At 66.1% G+C, this 23,872-nt stretch carries 13 protein-coding genes and 1 tRNA gene; 5 read left to right on the forward strand and 9 right to left on the reverse strand.

Annotated features, from left to right (window positions below):
• Positions 1–2: 2 nt before the first annotated feature.
• From AB0L57_RS19905 to AB0L57_RS19925, 5 genes are all read right to left on the reverse strand, one after another.
• The gene (locus AB0L57_RS19905) at positions 3–2,285 is read right to left on the reverse strand and encodes an AAA family ATPase (RefSeq protein ID WP_364964324.1); all 2,283 of its coding nucleotides are present in this window, start codon (positions 2,283–2,285) and stop codon (positions 3–5) included.
• Positions 2,286–4,076, reverse strand: a complete 1,791-nt coding sequence (mobF, locus tag AB0L57_RS19910) for a MobF family relaxase (RefSeq protein WP_364964036.1) — start codon at positions 4,074–4,076, stop codon at positions 2,286–2,288.
• A gap of 505 nt (positions 4,077–4,581) precedes the next feature.
• The gene (locus AB0L57_RS19915) at positions 4,582–4,914 is read right to left on the reverse strand and encodes a hypothetical protein (protein WP_364964038.1); all 333 of its coding nucleotides are present in this window, start codon (positions 4,912–4,914) and stop codon (positions 4,582–4,584) included.
• A gap of 11 nt (positions 4,915–4,925) precedes the next feature.
• Positions 4,926–5,108, reverse strand: a complete 183-nt coding sequence (locus AB0L57_RS19920) for a hypothetical protein (RefSeq protein ID WP_364964041.1) — start codon at positions 5,106–5,108, stop codon at positions 4,926–4,928.
• Between the two features lie 325 nt (positions 5,109–5,433).
• On the reverse strand, positions 5,434–5,802 hold the full coding sequence (locus AB0L57_RS19925; RefSeq protein WP_364964044.1) for a hypothetical protein: 369 nt from the start codon (positions 5,800–5,802) through the stop codon (positions 5,434–5,436).
• A gap of 397 nt (positions 5,803–6,199) precedes the next feature.
• Here AB0L57_RS19925 and AB0L57_RS19930 point away from each other — a divergent pair, with 397 nt between their 5' ends.
• From AB0L57_RS19930 to AB0L57_RS19940, 3 genes are all read left to right on the forward strand, one after another.
• Positions 6,200–6,673 (forward strand): hypothetical protein, encoded by a 474-nt coding sequence (locus tag AB0L57_RS19930; protein WP_364964047.1) that lies wholly within the window; start codon positions 6,200–6,202, stop codon positions 6,671–6,673.
• Between the two features lie 886 nt (positions 6,674–7,559).
• Positions 7,560–9,977, forward strand: coding sequence for a hypothetical protein (locus AB0L57_RS19935; protein ID WP_364964049.1), 2,418 nt, complete (start codon positions 7,560–7,562; stop codon positions 9,975–9,977).
• 238 nt (positions 9,978–10,215) lie between these two features.
• Positions 10,216–10,623 (forward strand): hypothetical protein, encoded by a 408-nt coding sequence (locus tag AB0L57_RS19940; protein ID WP_364964052.1) that lies wholly within the window; start codon positions 10,216–10,218, stop codon positions 10,621–10,623.
• A 343-nt stretch (positions 10,624–10,966) separates the two neighbouring features.
• On the opposite strand, the gene AB0L57_RS19945 is transcribed toward AB0L57_RS19940, so the two are convergent.
• The 3 genes from AB0L57_RS19945 to AB0L57_RS19955 form a co-directional block, all read right to left on the reverse strand.
• Complete coding sequence (locus AB0L57_RS19945) at positions 10,967–12,004, reverse strand: tyrosine-type recombinase/integrase (RefSeq protein WP_364964054.1); 1,038 nt, start codon at positions 12,002–12,004, stop codon at positions 10,967–10,969.
• Between the two features lie 4 nt (positions 12,005–12,008).
• Positions 12,009–12,293 carry a hypothetical protein gene (locus AB0L57_RS19950; protein WP_364964056.1) on the reverse strand — a complete coding sequence of 95 codons (285 nt, stop codon included), beginning with the start codon at positions 12,291–12,293 and terminating at the stop codon, positions 12,009–12,011.
• 313 nt (positions 12,294–12,606) lie between these two features.
• Positions 12,607–12,688: transfer RNA gene (locus AB0L57_RS19955), tRNA-Leu, on the reverse strand.
• Positions 12,689–13,141: 453 nt separating this feature from the next.
• On the opposite strand from AB0L57_RS19955, the gene AB0L57_RS19960 reads away from it, so the two are divergent.
• Together AB0L57_RS19960 and AB0L57_RS19965 are read left to right on the forward strand one after the other, a co-directional pair.
• Entirely contained in the window at positions 13,142–22,435 is a 9,294-nt protein-coding gene (locus tag AB0L57_RS19960; protein WP_364964327.1) for a fatty acid synthase subunit beta domain-containing protein, read from the forward strand.
• A 63-nt stretch (positions 22,436–22,498) separates the two neighbouring features.
• A complete protein-coding gene (locus AB0L57_RS19965; RefSeq protein WP_364964058.1) occupies positions 22,499–22,924 on the forward strand; it encodes a holo-ACP synthase in 426 nt (141 codons plus the stop codon).
• A gap of 128 nt (positions 22,925–23,052) precedes the next feature.
• Here AB0L57_RS19965 and AB0L57_RS19970 read toward each other — a convergent pair whose 3' ends face one another.
• On the reverse strand, positions 23,053–23,682 hold the full coding sequence (locus AB0L57_RS19970; protein WP_364964329.1) for a TetR/AcrR family transcriptional regulator: 630 nt from the start codon (positions 23,680–23,682) through the stop codon (positions 23,053–23,055).
• Positions 23,683–23,872 lie beyond the last annotated feature (190 nt).

The following is a 23,872-nucleotide window of genomic DNA, read 5'->3' on the forward strand; positions in this document are numbered from 1 at the left end:
CTCTAGAGATCGAGATCGTAGCCAGGCTCGGCGCCGGTGTCCGGTTCCGCGTGGTCGAGCAGTTCTGGCCTGAAGCCATCGAATTCGATTTCCTCTGGTTGGGCGATATCGATGGCGTCTTGGATCGCCCGAGCGTGTGGTGACGGTTCTGCGTCGGCTTCTCTGGTGAGGTCGAGTCGGTACCAGAGGGCGGCGGCGGGCATGTCGTCAGGGAGCGGGCGTTGCGTGGCTGCGGTGGTGAGGAGGGCTTGGATGTCGTGGCCGGCGTCGGCGGCGGTGTCGAGGTGTCGGGCGAGGACGGGCCACCATGGGTCGGTGGTGAGCCGGGTGTCGATGCGCTTGGCGAGGGCGGACCAGGTGTGGGTGGCGGTGTGAAGATCGCCCAGGGCGTCGGTGACTTGGGTGTCGAGCCGGTGTTGGTAGTGGCGTTCGGTGGTTGGGTAGCGGCGTGGTCCGGTGGGGCGTAGGTCGGTGTCGGGGATGTGGTGGGCGGCTCGCCATACAGCGAGTTGTGCTGTGAGGTAGCGATTTTGGAGTAGTGAGTGTGCCCATGTGGGTGCCGTTGCTGGTGTCCATGCCTGAGTGTCGGTGTGAATCTGGTGGGTCAGTGTGGTGATGATGCGGGCCCGGGCGTGGAGCTGTTGCGTCGCCTCGTCGTTGCGGAGTTCGAGCGGAATCGCGCGCGTCCAGGGCAGCGCCCCCGCGCTGGTGGAATGCGCCCTCGTGGCGTCGAGGCGCCAGTCGAGGACGGCGGCCGGGTCGCGTGCGGTGTCGAGTTCGCGTTCATTTGCTGCTCGTTGGAGTGCGCGGACTGGGTCGTGTCCGGTGATGGCGAGGGCGGCGAGATGCTGGCGTAGTACTGGGTAGGCGGGTGCGTGGGTAAGTCCTGGTAATAGCTGTTCTGCGGCGTGATCGAGTCGGTCCAGGACTTCTTCGCCGAGGACGTTTTCGATCGTGAGGCCGAGGGCATCGTGGTAGGTGTCGACGGCGCGGCCGAGTCGTTTGTGGGGGTTGAGGGTGCCGCGGAGGTCGGCGTGGGCGCTGGTGTGGGTGGCGTCGCGGGCGAGGATGTGTTGAATGACTTCGGTGCTGGTGTGGGGAAGGACGGCGGGTTCGGTCCAGTAGGAGTGTTCGCTGCACTTGAGGGTGGTGGGGATGTAGGCGTGGTTGGCGTGGATGCCGCGGGTCATGGCGACGTAGAACTGGTTGCGTGATTCGTTGCCGGTGAGTGCGGTGTGGCAGGTGTCGACGGTGATGCCTTGGGCGGAGTCGATGGTCATGGCGTAGCCGAGGCGTACGTGTTCGGCGACGTAGTGGGCGGGCAGCACGGTGGCGGCACCGAGTTGTTGCCCCGCGCGCAGGTGTGTGGCGGTGAGGCTGCCGTCGCGGTGGATGGCAGTGATTGTCCAGCGGTAGCCGTTGCGTACCCAGTCGCTCTCGCCGAGGCGCAGGCGGGGGTTGTTGCGGCGGGTGCAGATGACGTCTCCGACCGATGCGCGTTGCCCGTCGGAGACAACGATTTCTGCGTCGACGGGTGTGGTGGTGCGGGTGAGGCGGTCGGTGCGGGCGCGGGTGTTGAGTTCGGTGACGAGGTCGTGGGTGGGGGCGAGCATGAGGGTGTCTCGTCCGGCGTGGTGGTCGGCGAACCATGCCATGTACGTCTTGTCCGCGATAGCGGCGGGGGTGCCGGAGTGGATGCGCTGGTGGTCGAGGTAGTAGCCGAGGCCGGATTGATCACCCTGGCGTAGGGCGAGACTCGCGGCCGCTTCGTGGGGGTCGGCGAAACGGACGACGTCGGTCATGGTGACCGTATTTGCCGCGGTGAGGTCGGTGGCAGTGCCGCCCGGTTCGATGGAGGGAAGTTGGGCGGTGTCGCCGAGGCAGCGGATGGTGGCGTCGCGGGTGGTGAGGAATTCGAACAGTCGTAGCCGTTTGTCGTCGCCGAGTTTGACGTGTTCATCGAGGACGACGAGTGTGCGGGCGTCGATCTGTAGCAGCCATTCCGGTAGCGGCGGCGGGTATGCGGAGTCGGTGATCGGCTGAGCGCCGGGTGTGTGTTGGTCGAGGACGTACAGGAGGCGGTCGACGGTTTCGACTCGGATGCCGGTGGTTTCGGCGAGCACTGCGGCTGCGGCGGCGGTGGGGGCGAGTCCGAAGACGGTGCCGCCGGAGACGTGCCAGGCGTTGATGAGCACGCGCATGGCGGTGGTTTTGCCGGTGCCGGCGGGCGCGTTCGCGCCCGCGATGCGCAGGGGCGAGGTCGCGAATTCGGTGACGACGGTGATCTATCCGGGGTTCAACGGCTTGCCGTGGTTGGCGGGATCGGTGTTGTAGGTGTGAATCGCGTCGGCGATCAGATCGGGTGCGAGGGTGCGGGCGCCGGGTTGTATCGAGAGGTTGAGGAGGCGTTGTTCGGTGCCGAGTCGGCGTGCGGAGGTGTAGGTCTGGCTGCCGGGGACGGTGTAGACGCTGGTTCCGTCGCGGCGTTGCAAGGCTGTCGGTGGGTGCTGGAGGACGGGTTCGGCGGTGATGTCCGGGTCGCTGCGGGCGAGAGATTTTGTGGGCGAGAGTGCTTCGCGGACGACGGCTTCGACCACGTTCGGCCATTGTGTCGGGTGGATGTGGCCGCGGGTTTGACGTTCGGTTTCGGCACGGATGTGGTGGTGTTGCCACACCGAACGCTGCCCGGAAACGATGGCGACGACCTCGTCGGCGGTGCGGGAAATCCATGCCTCGTCGATCGTCGGGCGCGCACCTGTAGGGCGATGGAGCACCGAAGAGGTGGTGTCCTGGAGAGCTTTTGTTCCGCCGAGGAGTGTTGCTGCGTCGGTGTGCCAGTCGTGGCGTTGTTGGGCGTAGGAGCGGGAGAGGTGTTTGGCGGGGCGGGTTTCGAGGGTGGCGCGCTCGGCGAGGGCGAACATTTCTTTCGGTGTCGGTTCGCGCCCGAGCTGCTGTTGAAACGACACCGCGAGCGTGCCGAGTCGGTCGTTGATGGCGGCGTCGCGGCGCGACCAATGCCGGATCAACTCGTTTGGAATGCCGCTGATTTCGCGGATGGGTCGCTTGTTGGGGATGGGTGCGGGGCGTTCGGTGAATCCGATGCCGAGGCTGGTTTCGAGGTGGTGTTCGAGACGGGTGTTGTAGATCTCGCTGACGACGACGAGGTTGCGGTAGATGTGGGCGCCGTCGAGGGTGCGCCATTTGCCGTCGAGGGTGCGTACCCGGTTGGCGATGAGCATATGGGTGTGCAGATCAGGGTCGCCGGAGCGTGATTCGCGGTGGGTGAACCGTGCGGCGACGAGCCCTTCGACGTCGACTTGCCGCACCCCTCCGGTGCCGAGGCGGGTGTAGGTGGCGTTGTTTTCCAGCCACGCGATGGCATCGTCGACAGCCGCATCGTGAGCCGCCTGGATGGCGTCGGCGATCGGTTTGGGCGCGATGGCCCACAGCGCGGAGACGCTTTTGACGGGGGAGAAGGTGATGTCGAACCCGGCGACCGCGGCGGATTGAGGCCGTGAGATGCGGGCGACGAACCCGGAGAGTTCACGATCGTCGAGCGGTGCGCGGTCGTAGTTCTCGACGAACATCGTTGTCGCGACCTCGGTCCGGATGCGGGCGCGGGTGTCTTCATCGATGGCGGCGTTGGCGTCGAGTCCGTGGGCGAGGTTGTGTTCTCGGTATGCCTGGGCGCATCGGGTGCGGAAGGTGTTGTCGCCGTGGCGTGCCGGGAAGGCTTTGCCGAGTCGACTGGCCTGTTTGGCCGCGTGCACGGCGTCTTTGGGGTTGGCGCCTTTGCCGATCGCGTCGGTGAGGATTTGGTATTCGATGGCCGTGGCGTTGGGGTGTCGGCCGAGGCCGAACAGGGACCGCATCTGGTCTTCGGTGACTTGTTCGCCGGCTGAGATGTCGAGGGCGGTAAGGCCGGTGCCGTGCCAGGTTCCGGGTGCTTCGCCTCGGGTGGAGTAGTAGTCGGCGAGGCTGGATGTGCCGAGGTCGGTGGCATCGGCGGCGGCTACCTGGCGTTGGTAGTACAGGTAGCTGGTGCCGGCGAGAATTTTGTGCAGCGTCGCTGTCACGTATCCATCAGACACCCATAGGTATTCGGAATGCGAGGGTTGGAAGGGGTAGTAGTTTTATCAATTTCAGCATTACCGCAAGTCGTAAGGAAATTCTCAGCCTGAGTGCAAGAGGTCTGCATGTGTTGTGTGGTTATGGGGGTGAGGGGTTATGGGGGATAGGGGAGTTGGGGGTTATGTGTTTGAGTGGAATGTGGGTGTGAATGTGTGTGGGGGTGTGATGATCTGGTGAGTGGGTGATGGGGAGTGCGATGGTGGGGTTGCTGGGTGATTGCCTCTGGCTTTCCATTGCCGCAAGCGGCCCGGCGTCGCGGGGTGGATAAGCACGGGCGCTGGTATGCGCCAGGCCATCGCGATGTCAGTAGCTGAACAGCGGGTTCGCGACTCGGTGTCAGTAGTTTTCGCTACCGAAATGTCAGTGCCCACGGCCGTTGTGGGTTCTTTTCCCGGCCTGGCCGAAGCATGCGAGGTAGTGCCAGACCTTCTTGAGGTCTTAAGGGTCGTGTCAGTTGATGCATGCGGCGTCCCCGATGATTCGAGGGTTCAAGTTGGCCGTCGACGGCGATGTGAGCACCCAGCTCGACGTATCGATCGGCCCCGACTTGCGGGGCCAGCGCGCGCAGAGCGCGTCCAGAACTCGGTAGATATCAGCGGCTGGCGCCGAACGCGGTAGAGATTTGGGCACGGTGATGGTGTCGACCTTGCCCATCGGGTTGGCCGGCATCTGGTCGTGGCGCACCGCCCACTGGCAGCACGCCGAGACCGCGGCGCGCTTGTGTTTGCGCGTCGCCGGCGCCAGGTCGGAGGTCTCGGACAGGAAGGCGCGCACCGGATCCACGCCCATCGCCTTCAGGTCGCCGTCGACGTGCTCGGCGAAGGCGACCAGGTAGGCGCGGTAGGCGCGGATCGTGTTCGCCGGGTTTTCATGTTGCGCAGATCGGTGACGAAGTCGGCGATATGCACCTCGATCGGCGCCACGACCTCCGGATCGCCGACAGTCGGATCGTCGTCCACTTCGGTGCCGCTGCGCACGGTGGTCTCCTCTCGATCGGCGAAGTTGCCCGATAACCCGGAAGCGAACGCCGGGCGGCGGAACGGTTCGGGCAGATCGGATTCGCGCCAGTCGCCCGATAAACGTTGTTATTTGGCAACAACTTCCGCGTTCACGGGGTGTGGGGACCGGATCCGCGAGAAGTCACGCTAAGCGGGTTGGCTGTCAATCCGACCAACACAGCGGGCTACCGCAGATAGGTCATCGTCTGGCACCGTCCGGCGACGCTCGGAGTCCCAGGCGGTGCAGGAACTCCATGGCACCCGGATCTCGGGCGACTGTCTGGGACCCGGAGACCGTCCAGGGTCACCGGTATGGCTGCTGCCAGAACTCTTGGACCTGTCTCTGGTACTTCTTGATCGGCACGTCGCCGTGCACGTAGCCGTCGCCTGGCCGGCCGGTCGAGGCTTGGACGACGAGCGCAGCGAGAGACGGCTCGTCGCGGCGGATGCAGTCGAGTGACAGCAGGTCGAGTATTACGCCCGGCCGTCGGTAGTTGAACCGATCGTCGAGAGCTGTCGCCAGTTTGCCGTAGGTGATCGTCTGGCCAGCTATCGCGATGGCGCTGACAGCGGCTCGGGCCAGCGCCACAGTCATGAGCAGTTTCTCGGTCACGGTCACCTCCAGCTCCGGGCGCCACTCGAACTCGGGCTGCTCGCCTACAACCAACTCCATCGGAATCCCCTGCCTCCCTTGAACACTGCGAGGTTCCTTCCCTCGCGGGATCTATCGCAGGACGAGGCGCGGGTGATACGGGACCACCACCGTGGCCTGCCGCCCGCTCCGGCTTGCGCCACCAGGTACGAGACGGGTTCTGAAGGCTTGGCGTAACTTTTTGCGGATCTGGACCTCACATCCAGTTCACCCATATGGCCACCGACTCTCTACGGCCGAGGGAAGATGACGGTATGGCATCGTTCTATTCTGAGGTGAAAAGTAGATGTAGCATCTCTCTTGCACGGTTTCACGTTGAGAGGATGCCATCATGGCTGTTCGGTTCAAGCTCGGTACGTACTCCCCAATCGACGGTGCGGAACTGATGGGACGGGAGTGGGTCGGCTGGTTCCCGCGGATGACCGAGGAAGAGGCGTGGGAATCCGGCCGCGGAACGTGGAAGGCCAACGCAGACAGGCTCGGACGAGAGAAATTCGCGCTGGTCACTGGCGGCGGGACCGTCCTCGCGATCGGAGAGATCGACGAGGTCGTGCCTTACGATGACCGGTTCGCCGTCCAGGGCCCACTGCTCGCGAAGGGACACCCGGTGTACGACGCCTGGATCGGTCAGCCCGACCCGGCGGCGAACAAATCCCAGAACCCTGTCGGCTACATCGACCTGCCCGAAGAAGCCGAATTTCGAAAGCGCCTCTGCGCCTGTGACTGTGGCGGATACTCCACCCGCGACTTCCTGCCCGGCCACGACCTGCGCGCCATCCAGGATCGGGTCCGTCGGTACGCCGGCGGCTCGGTACTCACCTTCATCAAATGGATCGACGACACCGCTCACGCCGCTGGCGTGCCCCTGCTGCCGAACGACGACGCAGCCTGACAGCTGCGTACGCCTCCTCGCTATCTGTTCTGTGTCGGCGCGTGGTCGGTTCGCCGGCCACGCGCGTCGGTATCGGCCGGTAGGGGCACCAGCCGGTGGTGTTGGAGCCTCGAAGGATCCATCGGTTGAATCGCTCGAGGTCACACCAGCTGTGTGACTTGGGGGTCCTCTCGCGGTCGGCGACCGGTACGACCGAGATATGACGTATTTGGATAGAGTCCACTACGACGACTCAACCGACGAAACGGCGATCCCCCTACCGATTTCCTCGTTCTGCATCTCTACGGCGCGTCGCTGGTTTTGCTCCGATCAGCGGCGGTCGATGCCGGTTGTCGCTCGGCCGCCTGCGGATGCGTCCGCATCACTTGTGTCGGCGACCATGTCGCTGCCGTTCGATGCACGCACTCCACTGACCGCAGGTCCGCTGCCGCCCGATGTTGCTGTACCAGAACGTGTTACGCGGACTTGCAACGAGGGCTGGCAGCGTCGGTGCGCCGACAATCGCGGTAGCCACGCCCGGGAAACGCCCAGACCCAGGTCGGTGTCACATGCCCAGGTGTGTGCTTGCATGCCCGGAGGCGGCCGATTGGCGCATGTTTGAGCGGGTGGACGCCACCTCAACACTCCCATGCGTCGCCCCACGTCACGCGGCAGGATGGTTGCCATGTCAGACCCCCAGTCCCAGTCGGCAATCCGCGCAGCCGGCGATGCACCGCCGAGGGAACGAGTCAGAGAGCTTGACCATGAGGGTCTGCTGGCGCGGCCTGGTGCGGCAGCTCCGCCCCGCGGAGCGACCCGACGTCCGGAAGGACGGTGTTGGACTATCTACAAGGAGGCTGTCACACTGTGCGGCCAGCCACCCGCGGTCCTCGCTCAAACCGAAGCTGTGGCGAACGAGGTTCTGGCCCAACTCGTTGCACCCTCGTCCAGAAAGCCCTGCCGCCGCGCTGGCGTGATCTTGTTCGAAATTGGGTACGACCGCACAAGCGCAGCGATCGGATTGATTGCCAAAGCAGTCGATGCCGGATACCGGCTCGTCATCGTGCTCACAGGAAACCGAAACGAGCTCCGTCGTCGGGTGCAGCTGCGAGCGGACGCCGACCTTCCCTCTATGTCTAAGGCGCCTGGCATCGTGCGCCTGACGGGGCTCGAATTCGACTATGGCACACAGGGCTCGGTAGTCAACGGTTTGAATTTCGAGAAGCGGGTCCCCGATCTTCCTCTGAACTCGTCAAAGAACCTGCGTGGCGTTGCGGCACACTTGCTGGTTGTCAAGAAGAATAGGGACGTCCTCTGGAAGCTGAAGTCAGATCTTCAGGCCCACCCGTCGGCCGTCGCCGAGATCCCTACTCTCATAATCGACCTGGACACGGACATTGCACAACCCAGCTCTCAAGTCAGCCGCAGCGTCAAGTCGCTGCTTCGCGCCCTACCACGAGCTCAATATGTCACGTACACGGCAGGTCCGTACCTCGACAGATCCACCGTCGACCAGACCGATTTCAGAGTATGTGCACCGAAACTGCCTGGCTATCTCGGGCCGGACGCGTTTTTCGACACGTACGACGTGCAAGCTGAATCGTCGGGTGCGGCAGAGAACGATTTCGTCCGCCGCGTCGGGAATGATGAGGCCGGCCTGCTCGCCGCAATTGACGCGTTCGTTCTCACCGGTGCGATGAAGTTCCATCGTTCCCTCCACGCCGAGGACTCGCTTCTCCGACACATACTCTTTGTCCATGCATCTCCGAAGAGAGATGAACAGTCAGCGCTTCGCAAGAAACTCATGGATTATTGGCGCGCGGCCGATTATGCCAGGCCGCGGGGGCAGCGCCGCCTACACAAGCTTTTCGAGACTGATATTCTTCCCATATCGTGTAATCGTGAAGCAGGCATTGAGCTACCCACAACCTTCGAACAACTGGCACCAGCGCTGGCCGCAGCATTGGACCAGATCGGCGACGATCCGATCGCCGGAGATCTCGGCACGGGATCGGAAGCCATGTGGAAGATAGTCGTGGCCAGCGTCGGTAATACCAGCGAGTCAGCCGGCGCTGGAGTCGCCGTCGTTCATCTCCACCATTCTCCCGGACCGAATACCATGCTTCGGATATTCGATATGTGGTGCGGCTTCCGACCCCACTATGCGGATCTCAACCGGCTCTTCATTCCTCAGAAATCCGCATCCGACACGGACCCCTACGCCCACTTCGTCAATTTCTGGCGCGACCGCGAGCGCTCTCAGTCAGACAGGCCAGAGCGTCCCTCGCCACGTGCACTTGCCAGGGGCCTTAGCGAAGGCGATGGATTATCCAAGCCAGACGCAACAAGCGCCAGCGCTGACTGGATGGGCTTCGAACCGCAAACACCTGATCTCGTGGACGAACTGCGGTGCGCGACAACAGATCAGATGCGTCAATCGGCAGTCATGCACGGCAGTGGCAACTCGGTCTACCAAGCCGGCCGTGACATCGTTCATATCTATGTCGAAGGCGACGCGCACTTCAACAGAGGTGGCGGACCATCGGCGACGAACTCAACATCCAGCTCGGATGTCAGAGAGCCGGACCCGTCGGAAGTTTCATCCAGCCACAACGAAAACCGCTTCGGCCAGCGCGGCGCGACGCAGCAACTCGAATTACATCAAATGGCAAAGATTGAAGAAGAGATCTGGACACAACTGATCGGTGAATTTAATTCTAGAATTGATTGGGATCGCTGGCCCGCCTTTACAAATTACATCCTGGCGGCACCCGCACCGCGTATGCTAGAGAAAGAATATGACCGCCTCCGAAGTCTTGCGACTTGGGTCCAACAAAGATTTTGGCCACCTAGGCATGAGAATTTGAAAAATCTCATCAATGGCATGACGTCGGTCCTGGAAGATATTCTGACGCAATTCGACGTATACTCAGATCGACACCCCATAAGAAAAGATCTAGAGATCGTGAGGGTGTACAAAACTGGTTTCCATGCGCGGGATGAATACGATGAGCTACTCGATCAATTTTCGCATACCCAAAGCCTCGTGTGCGATTTAATGCTCGAAGCAACCCGGTTCGGCAACGAGATCTGCGGCGTCATTCGGTCCGAGTTCGACCCACGATTCAGAATCCGGGAGGGCGCCCTCACGGTTGAGAATGAATTCGCAACAGAGAACTCCGTCCGGCTTCTTCAGCCGAAGTTCAACTCCAGCGATTTCAGGGATGGGTTACCGCACCCGTATCGAGGGATCAGGAAATTCGATCAGGTAGATAGGTTTACCAGAGACATTTTTTCCGGTTACCGTCGTAAGTTCGACAAATGAGGACGGCCCGCGAGAGGTCGCCAGTCGACTTAGCATTCGTAGCGGCACCATCGACATACACCTTCGCCGGAAGCTGCCACGGCCGCTGATGTCCCAGGTCCGGGCGCAACGCTTGAACAGACCGCGGCGCCAGCTGTTCTGCAAGCTCCGGGCAGAGAGTGGACATCGCTCGATGAGGTTGGGGCGCCGGGGCTCTATGATGGCGGGGATCATGTCGCCAGGAGCTGATGGGGGGATTGTGGATCCGGTTGTGGTAGAAGCGGGTACAGCGTTGGTCAAGCTGATGGCGACCGACGTCTGGTCCGGTGCGAAGGATGTAGTGGTCGGGTGGTGGCGTAAGCACCATCCTGAGCAGGCGGGGCAGATCGGAGCCGATCTTGACCAGCTCCACGACGAGATCGTCGCTGCCGGCGACGACCCGCAGACCCGCGAGGCGCTAGCCGGAGAGTGGCGGGCTCGTCTGCGTCGGTTCGTGGCTTCAAATCCTGATCTGGTGGTAGAGCTCCGACATCTGGTGAACGACGAGTTGTCCCCGCTTTTGGCTGGCACGACCAGGAACACGACCACGACGATCACTCAGACTGTGAACGCCACCGGCGACGGCAACACGACAATCCAGGCAGGCCGCGACATACACCGCCTTTGACCTGACGACTTTTCATCCATATGAGGAAGCGGAGCGAACGCGGCGAGCCGGTGAGCAGCGGTGGTGCGCACCTGCTTTCGTTGCAGCACGGTGACACCGTGCACAGCGGTCAGCAACGCGATCGGCGGCACCGGTGCGTGCAGGACAGCGTGCACAGCGTTGCCGGTCACGCTCACCGTCGCTGAGGCGACGAGCACACACCAGAAGAAGGCGTGCGCACGGTCGCGACCGTGCGCACGGTCCGGGCTGTTCGGCGAGGTGGGCGTGCGCACGATTGTGTCGGGTGCGGGCATGTGGTGCGGTCCTTCTGGTGAACGGGGATCCGGTGTGCACGCGGCAGTGTTCATGTGGCCGTAGGTCCTCCGGCCGTGGCCAACGGATGGGGCTCGCCGGTGAGTACGGCGACGGCGGCGGCGACTTCGAGAAGGTTCGCTTTGACGTAGGTGGCCGTCGGGCCCGCGCCCTTGCCGTGATGACCGGCGTAAGCACGGGCCACGGCGTAGCCGAAGGTGCGCTCCACCCACGTCAGAGTCGTATGCCGCAGCCAATGCATGGTCACGCCCTGCACCGCCACCCACGGCAACTCTTCACCGATGCGCGCCCAGATGTGGTCGTAGCGCCGCGAAGTGATCGGTGTGCCGTTGCGGTAGCGCAGCAGCTGCCCCGATACACGGGCGTTGCGATCGGCGGCGTGCGCACGCAGGTAACGCATCAGTGTGGGGGAGACCGGTTGCCAGCGGTCGGTGCCGTCTTTCTCGCGGAGCCACACCAGGCATTGGTCGGCGTCGAGGTCGTGCGGTCGCAGAGCCAATGCCCCGCTGCGCCGGCACGCGGTCTCGATGTGCAGGCGCAGGATCAACGAGTCCAGCTCCCCGTCGTCACCGGTCACGGCGGCCACCGCGCAGATCTCGGCCAGCTGCCCGGACGGAATCGCATAGCGTTGCGAGGGTTTTCGGGTCGGCTTGGCGACCTTGCGGGCCGGGTTGTCGCTGGGGCGGATCCAGCCTGTGCTCTCGGCATAGCGATACACGCAGCGCACCGCGCTGACGAAATGCTCGACCGCGCTTCCTCCGCCGCGCGATGCGCGGTTGGCGCGGGCGCGCTCTTGTACGGCTCGGGCCATGGCTTCGAGGTCGGCTTGGGTCGGCTTGTCGAGGCGTCGCGTCGCCCATTGCGTTTCCAGCCGCCGCAGATGCGCGTCGTAGGTGCGCATCGTGCCGGGACGCAGCGTGGCCCGGACCTGCGGGACTACGTCGGCGAAGGTTGGGACGAGCGCGGTGGTGTCGACGAGATCGGCGGGGCTGATTCCCATCTGCGCGAGCAGGACTCGCGCGGCCGCGACCGCCTCGGCCGACGCCGCCGGTGTTGTGTTGGTGGCCATCGTGTCACCGCTCCAGCGATGCCAGGGCGGGGGCGAACAGCGTCTCCATCCCGGAGGGCGCGACGATCGCCAAGTGGCCGTGGGTGCGTCTGCCGAGCAGGAGGACGCGGTCGCTGATGACCAGCTGCACCCGGCGCCGCTGCCGCAAGGGAATGTGAATGGACCAGTCGCGCATCAGGATCGGGCCCTCGGCGTCGGAGGAGGCGACAAGGATTCCGTCGTCGGCGCAGCGCAGCGTAAGCCGTTCGTCGGCTTCCCAGCCCAATGCGGAGAAGACCTTGCGATCCACGACCCGCCCGCCTTGGCCGACCGTGGACACCCCGATGACCACGTCGGCGTTCGAAGCGGGACCGGCAGCGGGGCAAGCGAATGTGGGCCGTGGATCAGCTGCTGCAACGGCGTCTGCGGTGGGATCACCGGTGCGATCACGCGCACCACCCCCACACGCCGCGGGGCAATGAGGTTCGAACGAAAGCACCGAAAAATAGCATTCGTGCCACAAAAGTGGTCAGGTCACGCACTGTTGTCACTGGTCGTCCTTCGCGTGGTTGAGTGCGCTCACACACGCCGACGCCGAATGTGTCACCAGTGACACGAAATCGTGCGCGAGGGGGGACTTGAACCCCCACGTCCGAGGACACTGGAACCTAAATCCAGCGCGTCTGCCAATTCCGCCACTCGCGCGTGATGGTACGACCGTCCAAACTCTACCGGTCCGTGCGCCGATCGCGAAGCTGCGCACGGGTGTCGTCTACCCACGAGTAACACGACCTGGGAATATAACGATTGGGTAACCCCCAATATGAGGAACCCTCAACTTTCTTACCGGGGCGTAACCCTGCCACCTGGGGGTTCAAAAATGAGCTCGAGTCATGTTTGAAGTCATTCTTGTACGTACGTACCGAAATACTCGAGGGTAGGTGTGGGGGGTGAGAGGAAACGTGAGGCTTTCCTCATGATTTTGTGCGAACCTGAGGCTTCCTCAGGTCCTCAGGGGCGAGGGACACCTGTGCACACCAGGAGCGGGCCCCGCGGGGGGAGCCGCCACGAGAAGGAAGTCGATACGTCTTGACGATCAACGAACGCACCGGGACCGAACCGAACGCGAAGGTCGTTGGGGGAGTTTCGGATACGGGTATCAAGTCGTCGCTGCTGGATCGCCTGCTCGGTGGTGAGAGGTATGCGCTGGCCTTCGGTGGTCAGGGTGCCCAGTGGCTGCGTGAGCTGGAGGAGATCGGGCGCGACAGTGCCCTGGAGCCCGAGCTGACCGGACTGGTGCGCGAGGCCGAGGCGCGCCTGGCCCCGGTCGCGGCGCACCTTCTGGTGGTCCGTCCGGTCGGCTTCGATCCGATCGCCTGGATGCTCGAGGACGAACTCGACGACGATGCCGAAGATGCCGAATCGGCGGCGCCGTCCGCGCAGGCGCTGCGTTCGGCCGCGGTCTCCATGCCCGGTGTCTTCCTCGCCCAGGTGGCGGCGCTGCGGTCGCTGCGGATGCAGGGGCTCGACACCGCCGAGCACGCGCCGACCGGAATCGTCGGGCACTCACAGGGGCTGCTGGCCGCCGAGGCCGCGGCCACGCCAGGTACCCGGGACGTCGAACTGCTGGCGCTGGCTCAGTTGATCGGTGCCGCCGCCACGCTGGTGGGCCGCCGGCGCGGGGTCATCCCGGTGGGGGACAAGTCGCCGATGGTGGCGGTGTCCAATGTCGATCCGGAGCAGCTGCGTGCCGTCGTGGCCGAGGTGTCGGCGGGTGTGGACCCGGCTGTCGCCGCGGTGGTGTCCATTCGTAACGGGCGGCGCCGGGCGGTGTTGTCCGGCACGGTGTCCCAGCTCGAGCGGGTGCGGCAGCGGTGCGCCGAGATCCATGCCGAGCAGAGCCGCGACCGCGATGCCAAGAAGCGCGGTGGCTCGGTCTTCGCTCCGGTCTTCGAAGATGTGCAGGTCGAGATCGCGTTCCACCACCCGGCACTGGCGGAGACCGTGGAGCTGGTCTCGGGATGGGCCGCGCAATGCGATATCGATACCGATGTCGCCGCCGAGCTGACGCGCCGCATCCTGGTCGATCCGGTCGACTGGGTGCAGGAGGTCGACACCACGGTTTCCGGTGGTGCGCAGTGGATTCTGGACATCGGCCCCGGTGACCTGCTGAGCCGGCTGACCCAGGGTTCGCTCAAGGGCACGGGTGTGGGCATCGTCGCAGTGGCGACCCGCCCCGGACAGCGCAGCCTGTTCACACCGGGCGCGGCGCCGGAGGTGGCCCCGGCCTGGAGCGCCTTCGCGCCCAAGCCGATTCGCCTGCCGAACGGCCGCATCGTGGTCGAGACCTCCTTCACCCGCCTCACCGGCCGCTCGCCGATCCTGCTGGCCGGTATGACTCCCACCACGGTGGACGCGAAGATCGTCGCGGCCGCCGCGAATGCCGGCCACTGGGCGGAGCTGGCGGGTGGCGGCCAGGTCACCGAGCAGATCTTCGCCGACCGCGTCACCGAACTGCAGACCCTGCTGCAGCCCGGCCGGACCGTGCAGTTCAATTCGCTGTTCCTCGACCCCTACCTGTGGAAGCTGCAGCTGGGCGGTAAGCGTCTGGTGCAGCGGTCGCGCGCGGCCGGCGCCCCGTTCGACGGCGTGGTCGTGACCGCGGGCATTCCCGAACTCGACGAGGCTGTGGCGCTCATCGAGGAACTGAACGAGGCCGGCATCAGTCATGTCGCGTTCAAGCCGGGCACCGTCGCTCAGATCCGTGCCGTGCTGCGGATCGCGGACGAGGTGCCGGACTACCCGGTCATCGTGCATATCGAGGGCGGTCGCGCGGGTGGCCACCACTCGTGGGAGGACCTCGACGACCTGCTGCTCGAGACCTACGCCGAACTGCGCAGCCGGGCGAATGTGGTGGTGTGTGTCGGTGGCGGAATCGGCACCCCGGAGCGGGCCACCGAATATCTGACCGGTGAATGGTCGGTCCCGCACGGTTACCCGACGATGCCGCTGGACGGTGTGCTGGTCGGTACCGCGGCCATGGCCACCCTGGAGGCCACCACCGCACCCGAGGTCAAGCAGCTGCTGGTCGACACCCCCGGAACCCCGGACTGGGTGGCCGCCGGCACCGCGACCGGTGGAATGGCTTCCGGCCGTAGCCAACTGGGCGCCGATATCCACGAGATCGACAACTCGGCCTCGCAGACCGGCCGGCTGCTCGACGAGGTCGCCGGTGACGGCGAGGCCGTCGCCGCCCGCCGCGTGGAGATCATCGAGGCACTCGATCGCACCGCCAAGCCGTACTTCGGCGATGTCGCGACCATGACCTACCTGCGCTGGCTCGAGCGTTACGTCGAACTGGCCGCGTTGCTGCCGGAGAACATGCGGCCCGGCCGCGACGGCTTCGACTGCGGCAGCGATCTGGCCGATGCCATCGCCGACGCCACCCGCTCGGTCTGGGCCGACATCACCTGGCGCGACCGGTTCGCCGAGATGGTGCGTCGTGCGGAGGCCCGGCTCAACCCCGCCGACCGTGGCCGCATCTCCACCCTGTTCGCCGAGGACAGCGCCTTCGAGCAGCCGGTGCACGTGATCTGCGCGCTGAAGGAGCACTACCCGGCCGCCGCGGACACCGTCCTGCACCCCGCCGACGTGCCCTTCTTCGTCTCGCTGTGCAAGACCCCGGGTAAGCCGGTGAACTTCGTGCCGGTCGTCGACGGCGATGTGCGCCGGTGGTGGCGTTCGGATTCGCTGTGGCAGGCCCACGATCCGCGCTACACCGCCGATCAGGTCTGCGTCATTCCGGGCACGGTATCGGTCGCCGGTATCACCCGCGCCGACGAGCCGGTGGGCGAGCTGCTCGATCGCTTCGAGCAGGACACCGCCTACACGCTGATCCGGGGCGGCGTCACCCCCGCCGCCGTCGATGGCCGCCGCCGCGCCGAAATCGGTTCCGGCGCCATCGATGTCGTGCTGGCCGCACCCGATGTGCAGTGGGCCGGGCGCACCGCCGCCAACCCGGTGCACCGGCTCGGTGACCTGGACGCGTGGACCGTGGATGCCCAGGGCGCCGTGCACCGCCCGACCGGCGCCACGCTGACTCCCGCCGCCGGACCCGATATCGATCACGCGTATGTGGAGCTGGCCGTTCCACTGTCGCCGGCCAACGAGGTGCGGATCCGCATCACCGTGCCGGAGTCGGTGTACGGCGGTGGCGCCCCGGTGGTCACCGAGGCCGACGCCGAGGCGGCCATGTCCGCGCTGCTGGCCGTCGCCGCCGGGAAGGAACTGCCGGAGGTCAAGTCCGCGGGGACATCTCATGTCGCGCACGTCAATCTGGCCTGGACGCCGGACATGATCGCCGACCACGCCGGGGTGACCGGCTCGGGTCTGCCCGCGGGCCTCAGCACCATCGGCCGCCAGGTGCCGGATGTACTGGTCGGCGCCTGCTGGCCGGCCGTGTTCGCGGTGCTCGGTGCCAGCCGGGCCGAGGGTGAGAACGGCAGCGTCAGCAGTGTCATCGAGGGCATGCTCGACCTGGTCCACCTCGATCACCGGATCGACCTCGTGCGCGAATTGCCCAGCGAGGCAGCGGTGCTCAGTGTGCGGGCCGAATCGGCCTCGGTGGTCGACACCGATCTGGGCCGGGTCGTCGAGGTGCGGGTCACCGTCGGTGTGATGCGGGATCACGGCCTCGAGACCCCGACCGTGGCAACCCTGGTGGAGCGCTTCGCGATTCGCGGCCGCAACGGTAGCGGTGAGCTGACCGATCCGCCGCAGGCCGGTGGGTCCGTCTCCGACTCCGCGAGCGATACCCCGCGCCGCCGTCGTCGCGATGTCGAGCTCACCGCGCCGCGCGCGATGGCCGCCTTCGCCGAGGTCTCCGGCGACCACAACCCGATCCACACCAGTTCCGCCGCGGCGAAGCTCGCCGGTCTGGGCAGCCCGATCGTGCACGGTATGTGGCTGTCGGCCGCGGCGCAGCACGCCGTATCGGCCGTGGATCCCGAATCTCCGCTGCCCGCACGGACAGTCACCGCCTGGACCACCCGATTCCTGGGCATGGTCCGGCCCGGTGCGCAGATCGATGTGCGGGTCGAGCGGATCGCCGTCGACCGCGGCTGCGAGATCGTGGAGGTGTCCTGCCGGACCGGTGGTGATCTGGTGATGACCGCCACCGCCCGGCTCGCGGCCCCGAAGACCGTCTACGCCTTCCCCGGTCAGGGTATCCAGACCAAGGGGATGGGACTGGACGCCCGGTCGCGGTCGAAGGCGGCCAAGCAGGTGTGGGATCGCGCCGACAAGCACACCCGCGAGGCACTGGGCTTCTCCATCCTCGCCGTGGTGCGCGACAACCCGACCTACCTCAAGGCCCGTGGCGTGGAATACCGCCACCCGCAGGGTGTTCTGCACCTGACCCAGTTCACCCAGGTCGCGATGGCGACCCTCGGTGTGGCCCAGGTGGCCGAGCTGCGCGAGGCCGGTGCCTTCGTCGAGGGCGCGATGCTGGCCGGCCACTCGGTCGGTGAGTACAACGCGCTGGCCGCGGTGGCGGGTGTGCTGCCGCTCGAGGCCGTCCTCGAGGTCGTCTTCCAGCGCGGCTCGGCGATGCACGAGCTGGTGCCCCGGGATGCCCAGGGCCGCAGCGATTATCGGATGGCCGCGATCCGGCCCTCGCAGATCGGGCTGCCCGATGCCGAGGTGATCGACTTCGTCTCCGAAATCGGCGCTCGTGCTGGTGAATTTTTGGAGGTCGTGAACCTGAACCTGCGTGGTTCGCAGTACGCGATCGCGGGCACGGTCGCCGGCCTGGAAGAGCTGGAGGCCGAAATCGAGCGCCGCCGTGCCGAATTCGGCGGTAAGCGGGCCTTCGTGCTGGTGCCCGGTATCGACGTGCCGTTCCACTCCACGGTGCTGCGCAAGGGTGTGCCGGAGTTCCGGCACAAGCTCGAGGAACTGCTGCCGGCGAACCTGCACCCGGAAATCCTTGCCGGACGCTACATTCCGAACCTGGTCCCGCGGCCGTTCACGCTGGAACGCGAGTTCGTCGCCGAGATCGCGGACCTGGTGCCCTCGGAACCGCTGCGCGCGGTGCTGGACGATTTCGACTCCTGGTCGGCGCGTCCGAACGACCTGTGCCGGGTGCTGCTGATCGAGCTGCTGGCCTGGCAGTTCGCCAGCCCGGTGCGCTGGATCGAGACCCAGGATCTGCTGTTCACCGATGCCGCGCAGGGTGGCCTCGGGGTGGAGCGTTTCGTCGAGATCGGTCTGGCCGCAACCCCGACGGTCGCGAACCTGGCGGGCAACACCCTGAAGCTGCCGCAGTACTCGGCCACCACGGTCGAGGTGCTCAACATCGAGCGCGAGGCCGGCGTGGTGTACTCCACCGACACCGATCCGGCGCCGGTCGACGAGCCGGAGGAAGCTGTGGCCGAATCGGCTCCGGCCGCCGAGCCGGCGGCCGCGGTCGCCGCGGCACCGGCGCCCGTGGCGACGGGCGGCCCGCGTCCCGACGACATCACCTTCAGCGCCGCCGACGCCACCCGCGTGCTGATCGCGCTGTGGACCAAGCTGCGGATGGATCAGATCGGCCCGGTGGACACCATCGAGGCGCTGTGCGACGGCGTGTCCTCGCGGCGAAATCAGCTGCTGGTCGACCTCGGTTCGGAACTGTCGCTCGGTGCGATCGACGGTGCCGCCGATGCCGATATGGGCGCACTGTCGGCCACGGTCGATCGTCTGGCCCGCACCTACAAGCCGTTCGGTTCGGTGCTGTCCGATGCCGTCGGTGATCACCTGCGCAAGGTCTTCGGCCCGTCGGGCAAGCGCCCGGCCGCCATCGCCGATCGGGTGAAGAAGGTCTGGGAGCTCGGCGACGGCTGGGCACACCACGTCACCGCCGAGGTGTCACTGGGCACCCGCGAGGGCGCCAGCATCCGCGGCGGCGACCTCGGTGGCCTGGTGTCGGGTGCGTTGAGCGACGGTGCCGCCGTGGACGCGGCGATCGACGCGGCCGTACAGGCGGTCGCCGGCCGCCGGGGTATCAGCGTCGCACTGCCCGCCGCCGGTGGTGGCGGTGGCGCCACCGTGGATGCCGCCGCGCTGGGTGAGTTCACCGAGCAGATCACCGGCCGCGACGGTGTGCTGGCGACGACTGCCCGGGTGATGCTCGAGCAGTTGGGTCTCACCGATCAGGTGTCGGCTCCGGAGGCGACCGACGAATCGCTCGTCGACCTGGTCTCGGCCGAATTGGGTTCGGATTGGCCGCGTCTGGTGGCTCCGGCCTTCGACGCCCGCAAGTCCGTGCTGATCGACGACCGCTGGGCCAGCGCCCGCGAGGATCTGGCCACCTTGTGGCTGGCCGCCGACGGCGATCTGGGCGAGGACCGGATCGTGAGCTTCGCCGGAACCGGTGAAGCCGTTGCCGCGCAGGCGAACTGGTGGCGGCAGCAGGCGATGAAGGAGGCCCGGTCGGTATTGGCCGGGACCTACCAGCGCATCGCCGAGATCGCCGTCGACACCGCCGACGAGGGTGTCTGGTCCGCCGACACCGCCGTGATCACCGGTGCCAGCAAGGGATCCATCGCCGCGTCGATCGCGGGTGGTCTGCTCTCGGGTGGCGCCACGGTCATCGTCACGACCTCGCGGCTCGACGACGATCGCCTCGCCTTCTACAAGCAGCTCTACCGCGAGCACGCCCGGGCGGGCGCCGCGCTGTGGGTCGTGCCCGCGAACATGGCCTCCTACAGCGATATCGACGCGCTGATCGAGTGGGTCGGCAACGAGCAGATCGACAACGCCGGTGGCGCCAAGGTTCTCGTGAAGCCCGCGATGACCCCGACGCTGCTGCTGCCGTTCGCGGCACCGCGAGTCGGCGGTGACCTCACCGAGGCCGGAGCTCGCGCCGAGATGGAGATGCGGGTCCTGCTGTGGTCGGTGGAACGGCTGATCGGTGGTCTGTCCTGGATCGGCGCCGACCATGATGTCGACGCGAAACTGCATGTGGTGCTTCCGGGTTCGCCCAACCGCGGCATGTTCGGCGGCGACGGCGCCTACGGTGAGGCCAAGGCCGCACTCGACGCCGTGATCGCCAAGTGGCGGGTCGAGAAGTCGTGGGCGCAGCGGGTCACCCTGGTACACGCCATGATCGGCTGGGTGCGCGGCACCGGTCTGATGGGGCATAACGATCCGCTGGTCACCGCCGTGGAGAACGCCGGTGTGCAGACCTGGTCCACCCAGGAGATGGCCGACGAACTGCTCAAGTGGTGCACCTCCCGGGCCCGCACGGTCACCGCGACCGCGCCGCAGCAGATCGACCTGACCGGCGGACTCGCCGGTGCGAAGCTGGATCTGTCGGAGCTGGCCGAACAGGCCGAGCGGGAGCCGGCGGCGGAGACCGCCGACGAGGCGGGAACCATTGCGGCACTGCCGGTTCCGCCGACCCTGACCTCGGCGCTGCCCACCCCCGCGTGGGGTCCGGTCACCGCCGATCTCGCCGATATGGTCGTCATCATCGGCGCCGGCGAGCTCGGGCCCTACGGTTCCGCGCGCACCCGCTTCGAGATGGAGGTCGCCGACGAGCTGTCCGCGGCCGGCGTCCTCGAGCTGGCCTGGACCACCGGTCTGGTCACCTGGGAGAACGATCCCAAGCCGGGCTGGTACGACACCGAGAGCGGCGAGTACGTCGACGAATCGGAGATCGCCGAGCGGTACCACGACACCGTCGTGCAGCGGTGCGGTATCCGCCGCTACGGCGACGACGGCTCGATGATCGACAATGCCGCGCCGCTGCTCACCTCGGTCTTCCTGGATCGGGATCTGAGTTTCGTGGTCAACAGCGAGGCCGAGGCTCGGGCCTTCCACGCCGCGGACCCCGAGCACACCGTGATCAACCCGGTCGCCGATTCCAGCGACTGGCAGGTGATCCGTCAGGCGGGCACCGAGATCCGGGTGCCGCGCAAGGCCAAGCTGTCGCGCACCGTCGGTGGTCAGATCCCCGAGGGCTGGGATCCGACCCGCTGGGGTATCTCGCCCGATATGGCGAGCTCGGTGGACCGGGTGGCGCTGTGGAACATCGTGTGCACCGTGGACGCGTTCCTGTCCAGCGGCTTCAGCCCGGCCGAGTTGATGAGCTGGGTGCACCCGGCGATGGTGACCAATACCCAGGGCACCGGTATGGGCGGTATGTCGTCGATGCGCTCGCTCTACATCGACAACCTGCTCGGTGAGCCGCGGGCCAACGACATCCTGCAGGAGGCGCTGCCCAACGTCGCACTGGCGCATGTGGTTCAGTCCTACATCGGCAGCTACGGCGGCATGATCCACCCGGTGGCGGCCTGTGCGACCGCGGCGGTGTCGGTCGAGGAGGGGGTCGACAAGATCCGGCTCGGCAAGGCCGAGGTCGTGGTGGCCGGTGGCTACGACGATCTGGGTATCGAGGGCATCGTCGGCTTCGGCGACATGTCAGCGACCGCCGACTCGGCCGCGATGAGCGCCAAGGGCATCAGCGACCGCTACTTCTCCCGGGCCAACGACCGCCGCCGCGGCGGATTCGTCGAATCCCAGGGTGGCGGAACGGTTCTGCTCGCTCGCGGTGACGTGGCCGCCGAACTCGGCCTGCCGGTACTCGGCGTGGTCGCGTTCGCGCAGTCCTTCGCCGACGGCGTGCACACCTCGATTCCGGCTCCGGGCCTGGGTGCCCTGAGCGCGGGCCGGGGCGGTGCGGAATCGCGGCTGGCCGCGGCACTGCGCAAACTCGGTGTCGCACCGGACGAGATCTCGGTGTTGTCCAAGCACGACACCTCCACCGCCGCCAACGACCCCAACGAATCGGAGCTGCACGAGCGGCTGGCCGGTGCGCTGGGCCGCTCCGACGGTGCTCCGCTGTTCGTGGTCTCGCAGAAGTCGCTGACCGGTCACGCCAAGGGCGGTGCGGCCGCCTTCCAGCTGATCGGGTTGTGCCAGGTGCTTGAACAGGGCGTGATTCCGCCGAACCGCAGCCTGGACTGCGTCGACGAGAAGATGGCCGAGTACCCGCATCTGGTGTGGGCACGCCAGCCGCTGCGGTTCGGAGATCGGTTCGCGCTCAAGGCCGGTCTGGTGACCTCGCTCGGCTTCGGGCACGTCTCCGGGCTGCTCGCGGTCGTGCATCCGCAGGCCTTCGTCGAGGCGCTGGATCCGCAGCGCCGCGAGGACTACCTGCGTCGCGCCGAGGAGCGTCGTCTCGCGGGCCGGCAGCGGCTGGTGGAGGCGATGTGCGGTGGCGAGCCGCTCTACGAGCGGCCGGCCGATCGCCGGCTGGGCGGGGAAGGCACCCCGGCCAAGCAGATTCGCCAGCTCGAGGCCGATGTGCTGCTGTCGGACTCGGCGCGCCTGGGTACCGAGGGCCTGTACCTGGCCCACGGCTCCTGCGGGACAGGCGAGTTGGCGGCCGATCGGGATGCCGTCAAGTAACAACTCCCCGGTAACGATGTACCGATACCGAGGATGGTTCGCGCGATCCGTATCTTCGGATTCATGACCATCCTCGGTATCGGCTTGGATCTGGTGACCATCTCCGAATTCGCCGAACAGCTCGAACGGGCCGGAACCACCATGCTCCGGGAGAGTTTCACCGCGGGTGAGCGGCGCTACTGCCAGAGCAAGGGCACCGACCCGGCGCGGAGTTTCGCGGCGCGGTGGGCGGCCAAGGAGGCCGTGCTCAAGGCCTGGGCCTCGTCCCGGTTCGCTCGCAGCCCGCAGATCGGCGACAATCCGTATCCGCTCATCGAGGTGGTGAACGACGCCTGGGGCCGGCCCAGCATCAAATTGCACGGCCTGGCAGCGGAATTCCTGCCTCGGGTGCGGGTGCACCTGTCGATCACGCACGACGGCGATATGGCCGCCGCGATGGTCGTGCTCGAGGATCCGGGCGAATTGGCGGATCTGATCGAGAACTCCTGAGGCTTTCGTGGCCCCGGCCATGACCTGCCGTCGCTCCTGCGAAGGCCGGAACCGGCGACGTCCCGCTCACGCGTCGTATCGGTTCCGGTCTTCGTCGGAACGACGGAAGCAGAACGTGGCGACGGACCTCAGCCCGCGGTATCGCGTTGTCCCGTGCGCGATTCCTTCTCCGCGATCAGCAGATACGCCACCATCAGCCGCTTGAGTTCGGCGACGGCCGCCTCGTGGCTCAGGCCGTCCTGCACCGAGAAATTCAGCATCGAATAGACCACGTGCACCAGCACCTGGGCCATCATCGAGCGGCGCACGCGCGGGGTGCGCGGCATCAACGGGCGCAGCATCTGCTGCACGGCCTCGGCGAATTCCTTTTCGTGGATGGCGCCGGTGGCACGCGTCGACGGTGTCGACTGCATGGCCAGCCACACCTCGCGTCGCGACGGATCGGTCATCCACAGCTCGGCCAGATGGTCGACGAGCTTGTTCATGTGCCGCAGCCAGTCCATCGACGGGATCTCGCCGTGGAAATCGGCCAGCTCCTGGGAAACGGCCACCAGGTCTTGCCGATTCAGCTCGCAGACGATGACGTACTTGTTGGCGAAGAACTGGTACAGGGTGCCGATCGGGACTTCCGCGCGGGCGGCGACCTCTTCACACGTGAACGATTCGAATCCGACCTCGACCAGCAGTTCTCGCGACGACTGCAGCAGCGCGTCGAACTTGCGCTTGCTGCGTTCCTGGGTGGGACGACGGCGCGGCATCAACTCCTGCGGGTCGTCCTGCAACTCCAACGCAGGGTCAGGGCGTCGGTTCGACCTCGGTGCCGTGCGCGCTTCCACCACAACCACCAGGCTAGCGGTAGCGACACGCGGATGGCACACGACTGCGACGTCGACGCGCGCAATTCGGTCGGATTCATAACCCATCCACGCCGTATGTGGTGACGAACAC

This window comes from Nocardia sp. NPDC052254 (assembly GCF_040679495.1).
GTDB lineage: Bacteria > Actinomycetota > Actinomycetes > Mycobacteriales > Mycobacteriaceae > Nocardia.

What these genes read in the sequence shown, in the direction of transcription:
- AB0L57_RS19925 (WP_364964044.1), bottom strand. Translation starts at nt 5,802, where the DNA reads ATGGAGTTGGTTGTAGGCGAGCAGCCCGAGTTCGAGTGGCGCCCGGAG.
- AB0L57_RS19930 (WP_364964047.1), top strand. Translation starts at nt 6,200, where the DNA reads ATGACCGAGGAAGAGGCGTGGGAATCCGGCCGCGGAACGTGGAAGGCC.
- AB0L57_RS19945 (WP_364964054.1), bottom strand. Translation starts at nt 12,004, where the DNA reads ATGGCCACCAACACAACACCGGCGGCGTCGGCCGAGGCGGTCGCGGCC.
- AB0L57_RS19965 (WP_364964058.1), top strand. Translation starts at nt 22,499, where the DNA reads ATGACCATCCTCGGTATCGGCTTGGATCTGGTGACCATCTCCGAATTC.
- AB0L57_RS19970 (WP_364964329.1), bottom strand. Translation starts at nt 23,682, where the DNA reads ATGCCGCGCCGTCGTCCCACCCAGGAACGCAGCAAGCGCAAGTTCGAC.